Raw genomic sequence first — 17,108 nt, forward strand, 5'->3', positions numbered from 1 at the left:
TTAATAGTTTAATTAAACATTATTCAAATACGTTTTGTGGTAAAGTGAAATTACGTAATTTCAACAATGTTAGGGGTCCGCCACCTAGTTGTGTTCTTAAAACATACCTAAGTTTATTCCCGTCTTTAGCTTCCCAGACCAATTCGTATCGACTGGAATCGAGCGGTTTAACTGAAGCGGATTCAAGTAATCGGATCCATGCCCAATCACCACTATAATATTGATATAACCTTAAACCTGAATTATTACTACTCCAACTGAGTTGCGAATAAGGAGCATATCCATCACCTGGCCAATTGAAGCGTTGCCAAGTTGGCACTTGATTGAAATATTCAAGTTTCTGTTTGTTAATAATCAATTCTGTTCTAGCGGTACTTCCCCCTGTGCGCGGCATTAGATCGAATGATAAAGAGATATCACCTGTTTCAAGTACTTCTGCTGAAAGTTGATTAAATAAGTTTAATGCTTCAAGAAAATTAGATGAAAAATTCAATCCTTGAGCATTGACATTATTTACCACCCAAATTCCACCTTTTTTATCTAGTACACCATTTAATTCACTGATAATAAATCGATCGATAATGCCAGTATCAGCTCGAATAAAACGAGCTAATTCAGGTAAGGAAGCTTCGTTTTCACTATTTTTAAAAGGATATCGACCAGCAAAGGATTTTTTCCACTGACTGACAACATAATTTTGCCAAATATCATTAAAGCTTTCGGCTGCTGGAGTCAATACTACTTGCCAAGATTGTTCTAAGGGTTTTTTGAATAAACTGTAACCAAATCCTGACCACTCTTTTCCTAAGTTAGCCGCAATTAAATTACCGTAATCTCGGGTTTCAGTTAAATCCACCGAAGTGCCTTTAAATACACTTTTAGCTAATTCTTGCATCATCGTTTGTGGTTCGGCACTATTAGTAATATTTTGTAGTTTCAACCGTACTTGCGTGATACGCGACAAATAAGTCTCTAAAGAAAGACCATTGGCATTATCATTTCTTAACAAACTGACAATAGGTGCAAATGTTTCAGTTAAAGGTCCTGTTGATTCATTGTTCTTTTTAGACATTCCAGTAAATGATTTATTGTTATTAATAAGCTCTTTAGCTGAACGTAAAAGATTATTGGATAAACCCTCTTCGTTATAAGTTATCTCTGATTGATATTTGATAGCATTTACCAACGCGATCAAAGGAGATTGTCTCGTATCAGCAAGTATTGTTAGCTGTTCAATCACATCTGTTACATTGTCAGATTGACGCCACTCTATAGCATTTAGAAAGTTCAACCATGCAGCACTGTATTCACTAAAATACAGTTCAGTAAGTTGTTTTTTTAATGATTCAGACGAAATCGATTTAGGTAATGAGTTATCTCCATCACTTAAAACCCAATCAATTTGTTCTTGACGAAGTTTAGAGACTTCATTGATTTCCTGTTTAATTGTATTTTCCCAAGCTTTCCGTGTGTAAATACCTGGTAAGTCATCCTTACTAAAAAACAGTAAATGATTATCAAATCCATCAAGCAATTGATTTAAACTTTGATCTGCATAATTTTGGCTAGTGCGTTGGATCATCGCTTTATAGATTGAGTTAACCGCATTTTGTGCACCAATTTTATTAATTAATATTTGGCGAGCATTTTTTACTAATAATGCATCTTCCTTCTGTACCCACTTAGGATGAAGATTTAATGATTCTCCCCAAAAACGAACAAGATCAGGCATCAATCTTTGCCAATTACCATCACTAACATCTTTCGGTGCACTCCATTTTCTGGCTGCAAATTGACTTAAATAATTCCCATCACTTTTATTAGCACGACTCATCATCAAATATACTTTTAAGACATCATACGCCGATTCAACCATTTCGTCTCGGTGAGGATCATCTGGCGGTAATTGTGTTAACAATTCTAAATAATCGGTCATGGTATCTTTAAAGGGTACAACAATGTTACGTAAGTTGGTTGTGTAATAACTGGACCACAATTTTTTTAATAATTTGGTATCATGATTTAAACCAAAACGATAAGATAACGGTGCTCCATTTTGTTGACGGAACAGTAATTGTTCTAATCTTTGTTGTAGCTGATATTGAATTTGTAACCTTGTTGTATAATCTTGAATAGCTGAATCATCAGCCGTTCTGGCAAGTTTGATACTATCTTCAATTAATGATTCATTTCGGAAATAAGATGTGAGCATAGCACATCCTGTCATGATAAGAGAAATTAATAAAACATAACAGGAGATTGCTCCCCAATTTACCCCAAGTCTTCGCCCTACGTTTGATTTTGCATCATCAAGAATTGATTGCCACGTTGGCGTCATAAAAAAATGATTTAAATCGTCAAACTCTTGTTCTTCCGTTGGCTTCGAGGACTGATAAGGCATAAAAAATAGTCCTCGAAGATTTGGAACATAACGCAAAGAGATCAATGAACTCAAATATCGTTTAATTTTGTCAATATCATTTTTTATCAGATTCTGGCTTAATTGAAGTAAATAGGCATAATGAAAGTTTTCTTTTACCTGTTGTATACCTCGTTGACAACATTCTGCAGCTAATTGTTTTAAAGATAAATCCGCGGCATCAACGATACTTTCTTTAGATGAAGCAAAAGTTATCCCAACGCTTTGTTCAATTCTTCCTTCTTGTGACCATTCACTTGTTTGCCCTGACACTAAATAAAGCGGTGCAGACCATCTTAAAATTTTATCCCGAGATCTCAGTTGCAATAAAGTTTTTTCAACTAAAATTTTTTGTTGTCGAGTATTATCAAGATAATTTTTTGAAACTGTCCAAATGATTGCATCCAGAGGTTTACGATAAAATGGTACACAACGAGAAAAACGTTTTTTTAAGGCCTTCATCCATGGAATATCTACTTCACTGGAAACATCACCGCCATAAACCATTAATGTTTGACCACTTAACTGCCATTTCGCTTGTTGTAAATTAGGAAATAATGTTTCTACATCAGATGATGACCCAATAACTAAGCATTTTCGAACTTTATAACGCCAAAATAGACCATAACGAGATTTGCATTGATTTTTTATTTCTAAAAATTCAGGAAAAGTAACCATTTTTTTTACAGGTTTCTTTTCAGCGGGATTCAATGATTCACGCTTAGCTTTATCTTTAGCCCATATTTTACGATTATTAGTAATAATAACAGGTGTTAACAATAAGCCGAGCAATAAAAGCATTGCTTGTAACCATATTGAAAATTTCTGTCCTGCTGTTACATAACCTAAACCTGCTCCCCAGAAAATAAGTCCTGTGGCGAGAATTAGTGCTCCTAATAATATAATGAAAATTAATCCAATCAGTTTCCATTTATTTTTCATTTACGACTCCCGACGTACTACCGCCAAAATTGAAAGTAACCATTTATCATGACTATATGCAGTCATAAGATTATTTTGGTTAGTGAGCAAAACCATTTCATAACCCATAGCCAAAGAAAGCCAAAAACTTAACGCAGTCTGATTACCAATAAGACTGTCTAATTTAATTAAATTAGTTGGGGTAATTTTTTGATCAGCTAACTGAGTTACCATTTCTACTTGTTTTTTATTTTCCATGTTAGCTATCCAAAGCTGTTTAACTTGTTTTATGGCAAGTTGCATATCTGTCATCTGATTAATTGCATTATCAAGTTGTGTTGCTATCATCGGTCTTAAGATTTCAACTTTTGCGCCATTTATTCCTAATTCTTGATAATGTTGTTGGCTTATTCCGAGAAAAGCACATAAAAATGCCGAATTTAATGAAACCGTATTGTTGATAATGACAAGATGAAGAGCCGCTTGCGAATCATCTATCATTTCTTGTAGTATTTCAGCATTAACGTTATCGGATAGATGCTGTGATAACTTGTATTCCCAAGGCAGTTGGGCAGTTTGATAAGCATTATGAATATCTTCATCTAAAAAAACATTTGATTCAAATGATGAGTAAATGTGAATATTAATGATTTCCTTCTCCGGTATCTCAGGGAGCAATTTACGTAAAGATAGAAAGATTTCTTCAAGAGATAAATGAATGTTGAAATCGTCACCAAATTCCAACGATTTATTGACTTTCATTGGGATATTTTCAATATTACTTAAGATGTCTTGTACAGTTAGGTGATTAGGCAAAATATAATAGCTATCAAGAATGATTAAAGATTTCATCGCCCAATTTTGCCAATTTTCTTCAATATTTTTCTGTTCTAACTGCCATATTTCATATTCCTCTTGCGCCAAACCATATATATATAAACGAATACTGACAGCTATCCCAGTAATTATTGTTGGAATAATGATTGCTGATATCCAAAATATCCACTGAGAACCATAGTTTTCATTTGGCCAGATTGACATTAACAAAATGGCTGTAATAAAAATTAAAACGATAAAAAACAAATACCATCTGCCGCGATTTAATTTTAGTGGGGGTTTCAATGGATTAAGTACTTCGGGTTTAGGCCAAGACATAATATTATTCAATCTCCGAAGTACTGATTGTTGAAATCACTTTACAACCACATTCGCATAGACATTGATCTATGACAATTGCTTTCCCATCTGAAAAACACGTCTTTGAAGATTCAATAATTTTATTTACACCATGTCCTTTCTTTGGACAACTAACCAGATCACCTATTAGAGCAACAAGTTTTCCTTCTACAGTCATTGTTGAAGAAACTGAAATAACTGATCCACCATGAGTTGTGGGATCCCCCAATCGAACCACGTTTTTCCCCATTGTTTTATTCCTTAATTACTATTCCCAAAAATGTTATTTGAATTATGTTGTGATATTTACACATTTTTTCACTGTATTTTAATTCATCCTACTGTGTACAGTTTTATGCAGTATCAACAATGATTAATAAGATACATGATGCTTTTTTTATCCCGATTTTATTCTAAACTGACCAACAAGTTTGTAGACTTGTTGGTCATCAATTCTTATTTATAACTTATTTTTTTGAATGATTTATTCAGATTTTTTTTGTTTTTTTTCCGTAGTTTTAATTGGTTTTGTTTTACCCTTAGCAGATTTTTTGCTCGTTTTGACCAAATTCTGATTTACTGATGCATCAATCATTTCAAGCACGATTCCTTCTGTTTCTTTAAAATCGAGGAATAATGTTGAAGTTTTACTGTGAGTATTATTGTTTCTTTTCAATAGTAAATTTGAAATTGCAGGCAAAATTTGTTGATTTAAAATACTATCAATATTACGTGCGCCTGTATCAGGCAATAAACAAGCAGAAGTAAGTCGATCATATATTTGCTGACCAACTTTAAACTCTATTTTGTAATGTTTTCCGATACGTGAAGCAACTTTATCCAATTTCATTTTGACTATCTGCCGTAATGCTTTATCCGTTAACGGTGTATAAATGACCGTTTGGAAACGAGCTAATAACGCTGGCTGAAAATGTTCTCGTATAATAGGTCTTAATAATTCATGTTGCGTTGCAGTGTCGGCATCAGGCATTTCTTCAAAAAGTGCCATTAATTCATCACTTCCTAAATTCGAGGTCATGAGTATTAAAGTATTTCGAAAATCAATTTCACGCCCTTCTCCATCACGCATAAATCCACGATCAAACACTTGATAGAATAAGTTAAGGACATCACGATGGGCTTTTTCAATCTCATCTAATAACACTACACTGTAAGGTCGTTTTCTTACTGCTTCGGTTAACACACCACCTTGACCATAACCAACGTAGCCTGGTGGAGATCCTTTAAGTTGTGATACCGTATGGGGTTCTTGATATTCAGACATATTAATAGTGACAAGGGATTGCTCACCACCAAATAATGCATCTGCCAGAGCAAGGGCTGTTTCCGTTTTCCCTACGCCTGACGGACCCACCAATAAAAATACGCCCAAAGGTGCATCTTCTGAAGTCAGACCTGTCTTAGTAGCTCGAATGCGTTTTGCTAACTCAAATAAAGCATTATCCTGACCAACAATTCGTTTGCGTAAATCATCCTCAAGAACCATAAGGTGACTTTGCTCATCTTTTAATAAGCTTTCTAACGGAACACCTGTCCAGTCAGCAATAACAGAAGAAACGACTCGACTATCAACATCAAGCGATAATAATGGTCTGTTTTTTTGAAGTTTATGTAACTTTTCTTGTGTTTCAGTCAACTGAGTTGACAATTTTGGATCGGGTATAGCCGTTAATTGCTTTCTCAGCTCAATAAGTTCTTCAATGATTTTCTTTTCTTCTTCAAACTGAGTTTGTTCGGCAATTAATTGTTTATGTAAATCATCTAATTGCTTGTTAATTTCAGTCATACGTTCGGATGACTGGTTTTCACCTAATAACAAATCGTCTTTAATCGCCATGTTTTCGATTGTTAATGATGTAATTTTTGCTTCAAGTTCAATGATGGATTCGGGTATGGTATCAAGGCTCATTCTTACTCTCGCTGAAGCGGTATCTAAAAGATCAACGGCTTTATCAGGAAGTTGACGACCACTAATATAACGACGTGATAACGTTACAGCAGTTTTTACTGCTTCATCCAATATGTGAACACCATGATGAATTGCATAGCATGATTTTAATCCACGTAACATAAGACAGGCTTTTTCATCATCAGGTTCATCAACTTTGACCATTTGAAAACGGCGCTCAAGTGCGGCATCTTTTTCAAAATATTGTTTATATTCCGACCATGTTGTAGCTGCAATGGTTCTTAATTCCCCTCGAGCCAAGGCTGGTTTTAATAAATTTGCTGCATCCGCACCGCCTGCCGAATTTCCTGCACCAATAATGGTATGAGCTTCGTCGATAAACAGAAGAATTGGGGGTTGTGAGTGCTGAACGGCTTCAATAACATTTTTAAGTCTCTGTTCGAATTCACCTTTAACACCTGCACCGGCTTGCAATAAGCCTAAATCAAGGGATAATATACTCACCTCTTTAAGATTATTTGGTACATTGCCTTCTGCTATTCGTAATGCTAACCCTTCAACCAAAGCAGTTTTACCTACACCTGGCTCACCCACTAAAATTGGATTATTTTTTCGGCGACGAGATAAAATATCAACCATCTGCCTGATTTCTTTATCACGACCTAATACAGGATCAATTTTACCTGCTTTGGCCTTGTCTGTAACATTTTCAGTAAAACGACTTAATACAGCTTGATGATGTTTCTGCTGAAGAGCTTTATTCTCTTCTTTTGCCCCTTCAACTTGGGTTATTTGCGAATGATGACCTGAATTTTGTGGCTCATTTTCGTTTTGTAAACCATCATTAGAATCATTCAAAGGACTTTCATCGGATTGTTCATCTAAATTTGAACGGAGTTCCTTTAAAGAAACTGGTGTTAATCTAAGAAGTTGCCATGCATCTTGCGCTTTTAAACATTGTGGCATTTCTTGTAATACTTGCAGGATATGAAGAGATCGAATTGTTTCTTCATGATCTTCTAATGAAGCTTTCAACCATGCTGCTTGCAATACAGCAATAAGTGATGATGATAAACTAGGTTTATTATTTATGGTATGGGGTAATGCATCAAGGAAGCTAAGTAGTCCTTGCCAAATTTTATCCATATCAAGTTGATAATGCCTTGCTATGATTGTAATATCACCAGATCCTTGCTCTAATAGTTTCAACAACCAATGTTCAAGTGTGATTTCAGTATGGGCGCGGGTTTGACATAACTCCGCTGCCGCTTCTAGTGATTTTGCACAGTAAGGGTTCAGTCGCCTTAATAAAATAGATGGATCGGCAATCATTACTATTCCTTTTATTATATATTGATCTCTAATCGTTATTCCCAAAGATGCTGATCCTTAAGTCAGGAAAGGATCAGCAAATATTTAATTACGCTCGACTTTCTACCCAGCTATCTGAGTGGATGATGTTGCCATCTTTATAAGTCCAGGTAATTTTTTCATAACGAAGTTCAACACGCTCTAAATGATTGTATTGTTCTTTTGATGGGTCTTTGATATTGTGCATTTCTGGTTTCACAGACACTACTTTTACGCCATCCATAAACGTATTAAAATACTCAACTTCTTGACCTGCATCGTTAATTTTGTACCATTTGATCTCAACTGATTTTAAGTTTTGACCAGTAGTCACTGCTTTGTAAAGATAAGGTGATGAAGCATCGACTTCTTTAACAAACTCAAGTGCTTTATGAACACGTGTACCTGTTAATTTACCCGTGTTGCCATCTGTTGGGATGTACACTTTATGGTCAAATTCAACAAGTTCAACACTACCTTCACGGCCAACTACGGTTACAGATCCTTTGATTTCCGCACCACCGTCATCTTTTAAGAACATATATGCTGGAACAGCCATTGTTTTACTCCTTTTTTGTTTTAGTTAAATCCCTTAGTTTTCTTTTGTCATAATACAATTTGACATTTGAGGAACTAAGCTTATTTCTACACGTCGATTTTTGGCACGATTCTCTACAGTATCGTTATCAACCAACGGTTTTTTTGAGCCATACCCTTGTATGGCAAAACAGGTTTCAGGCATGTCGCTTGTTTTCATGAACCAATTTCTAACCGAAATAGCACGATCTAATGATAATTGTATATTTTTGTCCTCATTACCGGTGGAATCGGTATGTCCACCTATTAAGATAAGCCATCCTGTTTCCTGATTGGTATTGATTTGTTTTTGCATTTCGACTAAAGCATTGATCAGTATTTTGGTCGAATCTGGTTTTAAATTTGATTGACCTGTTTCGAATAATGACAAGCTATCCAAACGTATTACCATCGGTAATACCACCTGAGGTTCTTTCACTTCTGGAGGTTTAGCAACGTAATTACTGATTGCAATATTTAACGGTTCTATGAGCTGTTGACCGTGGTATAATCCAACACTTAGGCGTACAGGTTCACCTTGTGAGAAATACTTATTCAACATTATTCTGTCGTTTTTTAAAATTTCTAATGCTTTTCGTTTTTCTTCATAATTATCCATAGCGATGGAATTATAAAAAACGATATCACTTTCAACTTGCTTAGCCAGTTTTATATTATTTTTAAATGATGCCCCTAAACATCCCATAATAAATAAGGAAGTTATAATCAGTAAACCACAGATCATTGAGCTAATAGGAGAAAACGGATATGCAATTGGCATATACTTTACTAAATCATCTGGAGGACTGATGTTTTCTTGTATCTTTCGAGTATTAGGGAGCGTCATGGTTGTAAGACTTTCCCATTGAATTTGAATGATATTATTATTCACTGTCTCTTGATTAACAGGGTAAATAGCCGCGGCAACTGGCATACATTTCGCTACAGGCTGTTTAGAATCAGCTAATGTTGACAATACGACTTTTTCAATCCAATCTTTTGTTTCATTTAAAAAAGCTTGAAGACTTAATCGACGTTCTCTTTCCTTTGTTGAAATTTTACTGTCATTAATCCAACTGGTTATTGGAGATAAATAACGATCGAGCAAGTACAAATTGTGGTTTTTAACTTGAAACCATTGAGGAGGAATCGATTCAACTTCATCATAAATTAAATCATTGAATCCAATATGTACCGATAAGTAAACCGGTAATGAATATTTTGCAATTTTACTTGTATCAACCCAAGATTGACGAAAAGCTTGCAATTTTGCTATCAATATCCCTTGTTCATTCTCAATTTCGGGGATCAAAGCTAAAAAAATTCCTATCCTGCCCAGCATATCAGGCCATTTAGCGATTAATGAATCATAAACTATTGGCAAGTGCGAATATTCATCTACATAGATCCAAACGGCTTCAGATGAAACTAAGATATTAGAGTGAGCTAAAGATAGATCATCAGGGAAAAAATCTTTCGCCCCACTTCCTGTTACTAATAAAATAGGCAGACGATATCGCTGTTTTGCCGGTAGTAAATCAAGTTTTTCAGTTAAAAATGCAATATTTGTTGTCGATGAAGCAAGTACTTTTCGATAGCGCTTCATTCGCCATAATATGCCCATAGCTATAACTACCACTAAAGCTGATCCTATAAGCTGCCAACCGATTGATATTGGTAAGAAAACAAATAACAATAATAAGCTTAAGACAGCAGCATGAATAATTACAATACGCTTAGGATAATCGCTCATAAAACCCCTTTTTAACCAATAAGCGAATCAATTAAATTATCAAGTTGATTATTCAAAATAAAATAGAGTGAGATCACACAAATAAAAGACAATGCTGTTAAAGATAAAAGCAAAGTCTTTCGTCCCCAATAACGATGATCCGGAGCTTGTTCAATAAGCGGATGCGATTGCTCTGGTTCAAATTCACACAAGGCTTCTCGAAGCGCTAATATAAGATTATCTCTTTCTGCTTGCGCTTTTCCCAAATAACATCCCTGGAATCCAAGCCCTAATACCCTATCAAAGCAACTTAGAACAATTTCCTCTTTTTTATCATCTTTTAAACGACTACGAATTTTTTCAAACAAATCATAACCTGCATTATTAGTATTAAAATAGATGACTTGTAGCGGTTCACCTAGCCATTCACCATAGCCTTGATCACTTGGATTATCTCTTTGATAAAGTAAAACTGTTTCATCTAATAATGCACACAACGCATAGCTAATATCATCTATAACATCTTGTTTATATTGGGCATTATATAAACTTTCACGAACACGTTTGATTTGTTCTTTACAATGTTCATACAGTTTATGCCCTGATGGAATTTTTGCTTTTGCTTTTAACTCAACAACCACTAATATTGAGTCACGCAATAGTTCATCGATAACAATTTTTTTTGGTTCTATATTCATTACTCTAACCCTATGATCTCAGTACTGCGAAAAGTTCTAATGAAATATCTGGCATTGCCCGTGGAACGTAAAATTCGCAACATCTAGCAAGCAACATTTTTTTTGCTGAACTATGAGACAAATCCAGAGCAAAATATTGGTTTTCTAACCGAAAAGGTATTGCTGCTGGAACATGATTTAATGCTTTAATCGGAATACCTGAAAGTGCTGAATGTATAATTTGTCTAACATCATCAGGTGCCCCTGCTTTACACAGTATCGGGAATTGTGAATTTAGTTCATGGCCAGGCAAACTTGAACGAACTGACAGGTAGAAATCTGCATCCTCAACCAGGCGTGAATCATTCAATCGACCAGTCCATAAGGTATCTTGATCATGTACCAAATCAATTTTAATTACACGTGAAGGTAAACTTTCTTCTAATACATTACGCACCAATTCAAAAAGTGGAGGGAAAACCTTATTAAGATTATCATGCTGATAAGCAGGAATATCATTAACACTATGTACTAATGAAAAAGTCAATAAAGAACCGGTAAACGCTACTAAAGTTCGATAAAGACATTCAGGATGAGTTGTTGGATTATCGCGTAAAAATTTAAGCTGAGGTTCATATGAACTCAATGCATTGAGAAGCCAAAATAAAGAAACATCCGCTATTTCAAAATCAGCAATTTGTTGATTTCGCTCATGGCGCATACCGAGTAAATGTTGACGTTTGGCTTCTATCTGAGTGCATAAAAGATCTAATTCTTTCAGTAGTGAGCCACTTTGTGTTAAAAGATTTAATATTGGCGGAATGTATTGTGAATCGAGAACAAATCGACCGTTAAGATCACGTTTCAAACGAGCAATTGGACAGGTTACATAATCACTATTATCTTCAAAATCAAATAAGAAGGTCAATGCATAACGTTCTACAGCAATGGTTTCAGTGTTTTGACCAAAAAGATCGGGTACTTCAACCCACTCTTTTCGATAACGAAGGGGTCTTTCTAAACGTTGATTATCTTGTAGACAATTCCCACCATTAGCATTTAATAATGGAATTCCGATTAAAACAATGAACTCATTGAGTTCAACAGGAATATTGGCATTTAACATTCTTGCTTCTGGCAAATTATCAGCAATATCAGTATCCACAACTACACCATCATTAAACTGAATGCTAATCGATTCAGCTTTAAGACGGTCTATTAAAAGCGCTTGTGTATCAATATTTATTTTTTTAACGCCCCACGGATTAGCTACTAACATAGCCATTAAGTTTTGTGAGGAGTATTGCCGCCATAATTCTTGTTGTTGGAATTGCTGAGGCGTCAGAAAGACGCCTTCATTCCATAAAGGACGAAATATTTTCATTTATCCTAAGGCTCCAGTTTTTTCCTATAATCGATATTAATTTTTAGCTTTTGGCATTTGTGAAACCATTGATAAATTAATATCCATACCTTCTATCTGGAAATGAGGAACTAAAAATGTTTTAACACGGAAAAATCCTGGATTATCCTCGATGTCTTCAACAATTACTTTTGCTTCTCGTAATGGGTGCGATGCTTGAACTTCATCACTTGGATCGGTCATTTCTGTAACAAGATTACTAATCCATTTATTGAGTTCAAGTTCGAGTACACGGCGATCTTTAGTTGCACCAATATTCTCACGCTGAATTACTTTAAGATAATGAGCTATACGTGATAATAAGAAAATATACGGTAAACGAGAATTAATACGGCTATTTGCCGTTGCCTCTTTGGTATCATAAAGTGCTGGTTTTTGTGTTGAATTAGCAGAGAAGAAACATGCATAATCTCTATTTTTATAAAAAGATAACGGTATAAAACCTAAATTAGCAAATTCAAATTCTCGAGTTTCAGGAATAAGAACTTCCGTTGGAATTTTAACTTGATTACCGGTTCCTAAATCATAAAGATGAATTGGTAAGTCTTCAACTAATCCCCCAGCTTGTGGACCACGAATTTGAACACACCAACCATTACGAACAAAACTTTGTGCCATATTTGCTGCAAAAGCATAAGATGCATTAGCCCAAAGATAACGATCATGATCAAGACCTTTAACATCTTCAATATAGTTAAAACTACGCACTGGAACAGTATCAGGTCCATATGGTAAACGTGCTAATACACGAGGTAAAGTTAACCCAACATAACGTGAGTCATCGGTTTCTCGAAAACTGTTCCATTTTGTATATTCCGCACGATCAAAATAGTTTCCAATATCTTTGATCGCCGCAACTTCTTCCATGGTCTCTTTACCAAAAAATTTCGCTCCAGCAGAGCCAATGAATGGCATATGCGCTGATGCTGCAACTTTAGAAATGTTACGTAATAATGCGATATCCTGTGAACTACGATCAAATTCATAATTTGATATGGTTACGCCAATCGGTTCGCCGCCTGGTGTATCATATTCCTGAATATAAGTATGTCTGAAAAACCCTGTTTGGGAAATTTCAGGTGCATCTTCAAAATCTTGACGAAGATCTTCTTTAGATACATCTAGTAGTTCAATTTTCACATTTTGACGGAAGTCAGTACGATCAACTAAAAATTTTAAACCGCGCCAAGTTGCTTCAATTTCTTGAAAAGTCTCATTATGCATTACAACATCAAGTTGACGGCTGATTTTTTGATCTATTTGACTGATATGATAATCAAGTAAATGCTTATCTAATTTTTCGATTTTTTGAGATGAACCTTGTATTAGCTGAAGTAAAATATTAACGGCCATCGTAACTCGTTCATCTTGTGAAGTTTCAAACAAAACTTCGTTATCTTCATATTTATCGATGTCGCTAACTTTTTTAATAGTATTTAAATTTATTTTATCAAATAAAGATTGGTAAACACTTCCTGTTTCCTGCAAAACTGTCTCCACAGCAGCTTTATTCTCTTGCTTTTGTTCCATTGTTTTCTCTCGTAATACTTAGCTATAACATACTAATTTATCATTAATTTTTGAAATAATTCTTATAAAGAAACTACTTTGTACTTTCAGACACAATTGATTCTAATTCAGCCCGTAGATCATCAGATAATTGTTCATCCTTAACGATTTTTTCAAGTTCATAACGGAATGTTGCATTATCCAGTAAATTAGATTTTAAATCTCTGAGTAAATTACGCATTGCAAGTAAAGAACGTAATTGAGGGATCTTCTTAGCGACTTGTTCTGGAGAGAAATCATTCATGGATTCAAAAGAGAGATGAACACTGACATCACTACCATCATCAGAAAGCGTATTAGGAACAGAAATTTTCGCTTCAGGTTTAAAGTCTTTTAACACTGCATCAAAATTATTCTTGTTGATAGACACTTTTTCTTTTTCTGAAAGCGTGCGTTTATCTTTACCTCGACCATAATCACCAACAGATAAAATTTTTAACGGTAATTCAACTTTCTTTTTGGCCCCACCTGTATGCAGATCGAGTTCAATATTGACACGTGCGGCAGGTACTTCATTTTGATAACTATTAGACATTTTAATTCCTTAATTTCCCTATATTTTATAAATCTTAGCATCGAGATCAATTATTGATCCGTTTCTGTTTGGAATTTACACTAATTAATATCAATTTACAACCTTCATGACTAATTTTATTTAACATTTTTTTAGAAGTAAAAGTTCTTATTTCATTTGAATCCAAATAAAATCTACGAACTCACTGTTAATATTAGGTTTTTTTTTAGTAAAGAATAAGAAAAACTTAATTCTTCTTTATTTAATTTCACATGATAAAAATTCATGTGATATCTTCAATTAGTAATATCGTTTTTTAAAAAAAACATTTTTTATAAATTGACTTGATAAATTGCATTTCATTTTTAATGAAGGCAACGTTTTGTAAAAATGTGTTGAAAAAGTTGGATAAATTTATTAGAAATGTTACTTTTAATTTTAGAATGATTTATCTAGGCTTTTAAAATCGATGTCCGTTTTAATTCTACTTTTGATCAGATAGAGTTAATTTTTATTAAATAATTGAGACTTATTCAATAATTTGTTTAGGTTGATCATCTTGTGATTTTAATTGTTTATAGCTTAAAAAATAATGATTACTGTCATTATTATTTCTGCTAAAAAATAAGGTTAAATTATTAACAAATCATCACAAATGAAAAGATAGTATTCATAAGAAAAATTTTTATCTTGGTTAATCTTTAATCCATTAAGATATCCTTTTTTATCATATCTATCATTCATATAGATAGAACAAACTACTTTTAATTTAAATTTTATATACAATAATTTATCTTTCAAACTTGCATTGTATAACTTAGGAAACTTTAAAAAATTTGACTTTTACTTATTTAATGATAATAATTCTCATTATTATTTAATGCAGTGAAATTTTTTAAATAAATTTAATACCAAAGAATTATCAGTAAAATGGATTTTACTTTTTTAAATCATAAAACCTCTCACTGATTTTCTGTATTTTGCTTCACTTTGGTTATATATCAAACAACAGGAGTCGCTAATGAAGTTTACGTTTTTTAAACGACGCAAAACCTTACTATCAGTAATACTATCCTCTTTGCTTGCTTTAACAGGTATGTCCGAGTCTTCAGCAGCAGAAAAAAAATTTAAAGTTGTTACAACATTTACAATCATCCAAGATATTGCTCAAAATGTTGCTGGGGATGCTGCAACCGTTGAATCAATCACTAAAGTAGGGGCTGAAATACACGAATATGATCCGACGCCGCAAGATATTACTAAAGCTCTTTCAGCCGATTTAGTTTTATGGAATGGACTTAATTTGGAACTTTGGTTTAAACGTTTTTTTGAAGATATTAAAGATGTTCCATCAGTTATTGTGACAAAAGGCATCGAACCAATGCCAATTCAAGAAGGAAGTTATAAAGGTAATCCAAATCCTCATGCATGGATGTCACCAACACTTGCCTTAACTTATATTGAAAACATTCGAGCCGCCCTTGTTAAGTATGATCCTAAAAATGCTTCTGTCTATAATAAAAATGCGCAGAATTATGTTGCTAAAATTAAAGCACTTGATGCCCCATTGCGTGAGCGTTTAGCTAAAATTCCAGAAACGCAACGTTGGTTAGTAACAAGTGAAGGAGCCTTTAGCTACCTTGCTCGTGATTACAATTTAAAAGAAGCGTATTTATGGCCAATTAATGCCGAACAACAAGGTACGCCAAAGCAAGTTAAAAATCTTATTGATTTAGTTAGATCGAATAAAATTCCAGTTATTTTTAGTGAAAGTACCATTTCTGATAAACCCGCGAAGCAAGTCAGTAAAGAAACGGGAGCGAAGTATGGAGGTGTGCTTTATGTTGATTCGCTTTCCAAAAAAGAGGGGCCTGTTCCAACCTATATTGACCTTTTGAAGGTTACGGTTGAAACCATAGCTCAAGGATTTGAAAAATCATGACACAAATATGCTTGAACGTTGATGATATTACAGTGACTTATAATAATAGTCACACTGCAATTCATAATGCCAGTTTCCGTCTTAATGGTGGTACCATTTGTGCTCTGGTGGGAGTGAATGGTAGCGGTAAATCCACATTATTTAAGAGTATTATGGGCATGATTCGTCCAACCCGAGGACAAGTGACATTTAATGATATTTCGGTTGCCCAAGCATTGAAGCAAAATATCATAGCTTATGTTCCGCAAACAGAGGAGGTTGATTGGGATTTTCCTGTTTTAGTTTCGGATGTCGTTATGATGGGTCGTTATGGTCATATGTCTTTTTTTCGCATCCCAAGTAAAGAAGATAAAAAACAGGTTGATATTGCACTCGAACGCGTCAATATGCTGGAATTTAAGCATCGCCAAATAGGTGAGTTATCAGGAGGTCAAAAAAAAAGGGTTTTTTTAGCGAGAGCTTTAGCACAACAAGGTAAAGTATTATTGCTTGATGAACCATTTACAGGCGTTGATGTAAAAACTGAAAATGCCATTATCGATTTGCTGAAAGATTTGAGAAAAGAAAATCATCTTATTTTAGTTTCTACCCATAATTTAGGCAGTGTGCCAGAATTTTGCGATCAAGTCGTGTTAATTAATCAAACTGTATTGGCTTTCGGACCAACCGAAACGACCTTTACCCCTCAAAATTTGATGACGACCTTCGGTGGTGCGTTACGTTATCTAAGTTTATCTGGCGAAAAATTACACCAAGATGAAGATCCTCGTAAGGTATCCATCTTAACCGATGATGAGCGTGCGGCAATTTTTTATGGAGAAGGTAAAGATGATTCACCACACCAAGATCTGTTGGTCGATGATCAGCAAAATTAAGCAA

The 17,108-nt window shown here is 34.4% G+C and carries 12 protein-coding genes; 2 read left to right on the forward strand and 10 right to left on the reverse strand.

From position 1 onward, the window contains the following. Positions 1-19: 19 nt before the first annotated feature. From J4T76_RS01415 to tssB, 10 genes are all read right to left on the reverse strand, one after another. Positions 20-3,361 carry an ImcF-related family protein gene (locus J4T76_RS01415; protein WP_267339352.1) on the reverse strand — a complete coding sequence of 1,114 codons (3,342 nt, stop codon included), beginning with the start codon at positions 3,359-3,361 and terminating at the stop codon, positions 20-22. Continuing rightward, on the reverse strand, positions 3,362-4,495 hold the full coding sequence (locus tag J4T76_RS01420; protein ID WP_267339353.1) for a hypothetical protein: 1,134 nt from the start codon (positions 4,493-4,495) through the stop codon (positions 3,362-3,364). A gap of 4 nt (positions 4,496-4,499) precedes the next feature. Next, on the reverse strand, positions 4,500-4,766 hold the full coding sequence (locus J4T76_RS01425) for a PAAR domain-containing protein (protein WP_267339354.1): 267 nt from the start codon (positions 4,764-4,766) through the stop codon (positions 4,500-4,502). A 234-nt stretch (positions 4,767-5,000) separates the two neighbouring features. Further along, positions 5,001-7,778 (reverse strand): type VI secretion system ATPase TssH, encoded by a 2,778-nt coding sequence (gene tssH, locus J4T76_RS01430; protein ID WP_267339355.1) that lies wholly within the window; start codon positions 7,776-7,778, stop codon positions 5,001-5,003. An 88-nt stretch (positions 7,779-7,866) separates the two neighbouring features. Next, positions 7,867-8,355 carry an Hcp family type VI secretion system effector gene (locus tag J4T76_RS01435; RefSeq protein ID WP_267339356.1) on the reverse strand — a complete coding sequence of 163 codons (489 nt, stop codon included), beginning with the start codon at positions 8,353-8,355 and terminating at the stop codon, positions 7,867-7,869. Between the two features lie 33 nt (positions 8,356-8,388). Beyond that, positions 8,389-10,125, reverse strand: a complete 1,737-nt coding sequence (locus J4T76_RS01440; RefSeq protein ID WP_267354429.1) for an OmpA family protein — start codon at positions 10,123-10,125, stop codon at positions 8,389-8,391. Between the two features lie 11 nt (positions 10,126-10,136). Next, the gene (gene tssL, locus J4T76_RS01445; RefSeq protein ID WP_267339358.1) at positions 10,137-10,802 is read right to left on the reverse strand and encodes a type VI secretion system protein TssL, short form; all 666 of its coding nucleotides are present in this window, start codon (positions 10,800-10,802) and stop codon (positions 10,137-10,139) included. Positions 10,803-10,812: 10 nt separating this feature from the next. Next, on the reverse strand, positions 10,813-12,165 hold the full coding sequence (gene tssK, locus J4T76_RS01450) for a type VI secretion system baseplate subunit TssK (protein WP_267355699.1): 1,353 nt from the start codon (positions 12,163-12,165) through the stop codon (positions 10,813-10,815). A gap of 36 nt (positions 12,166-12,201) precedes the next feature. Beyond that, positions 12,202-13,734 carry a type VI secretion system contractile sheath large subunit gene (tssC, locus tag J4T76_RS01455; RefSeq protein WP_267339360.1) on the reverse strand — a complete coding sequence of 511 codons (1,533 nt, stop codon included), beginning with the start codon at positions 13,732-13,734 and terminating at the stop codon, positions 12,202-12,204. A 73-nt stretch (positions 13,735-13,807) separates the two neighbouring features. Beyond that, the gene (gene tssB, locus J4T76_RS01460) at positions 13,808-14,308 is read right to left on the reverse strand and encodes a type VI secretion system contractile sheath small subunit (RefSeq protein WP_267339361.1); all 501 of its coding nucleotides are present in this window, start codon (positions 14,306-14,308) and stop codon (positions 13,808-13,810) included. A gap of 1,075 nt (positions 14,309-15,383) precedes the next feature. Here tssB and J4T76_RS01465 point away from each other — a divergent pair. Both J4T76_RS01465 and J4T76_RS01470 read left to right on the forward strand, forming a co-directional pair. Then, a complete protein-coding gene (locus J4T76_RS01465) occupies positions 15,384-16,229 on the forward strand; it encodes a metal ABC transporter substrate-binding protein (protein WP_267339721.1) in 846 nt (281 codons plus the stop codon). Next, positions 16,226-17,104 carry a manganese/iron ABC transporter ATP-binding protein gene (locus J4T76_RS01470; protein ID WP_267339362.1) on the forward strand — a complete coding sequence of 293 codons (879 nt, stop codon included), beginning with the start codon at positions 16,226-16,228 and terminating at the stop codon, positions 17,102-17,104. Before J4T76_RS01465 ends, J4T76_RS01470 begins: the two co-directional genes overlap by 4 nt. Positions 17,105-17,108: the final 4 nt, after the last annotated feature.

Source organism: Gilliamella sp. B3022 (genome assembly GCF_028751545.1).
Lineage (GTDB): Bacteria > Pseudomonadota > Gammaproteobacteria > Enterobacterales > Orbaceae > Gilliamella.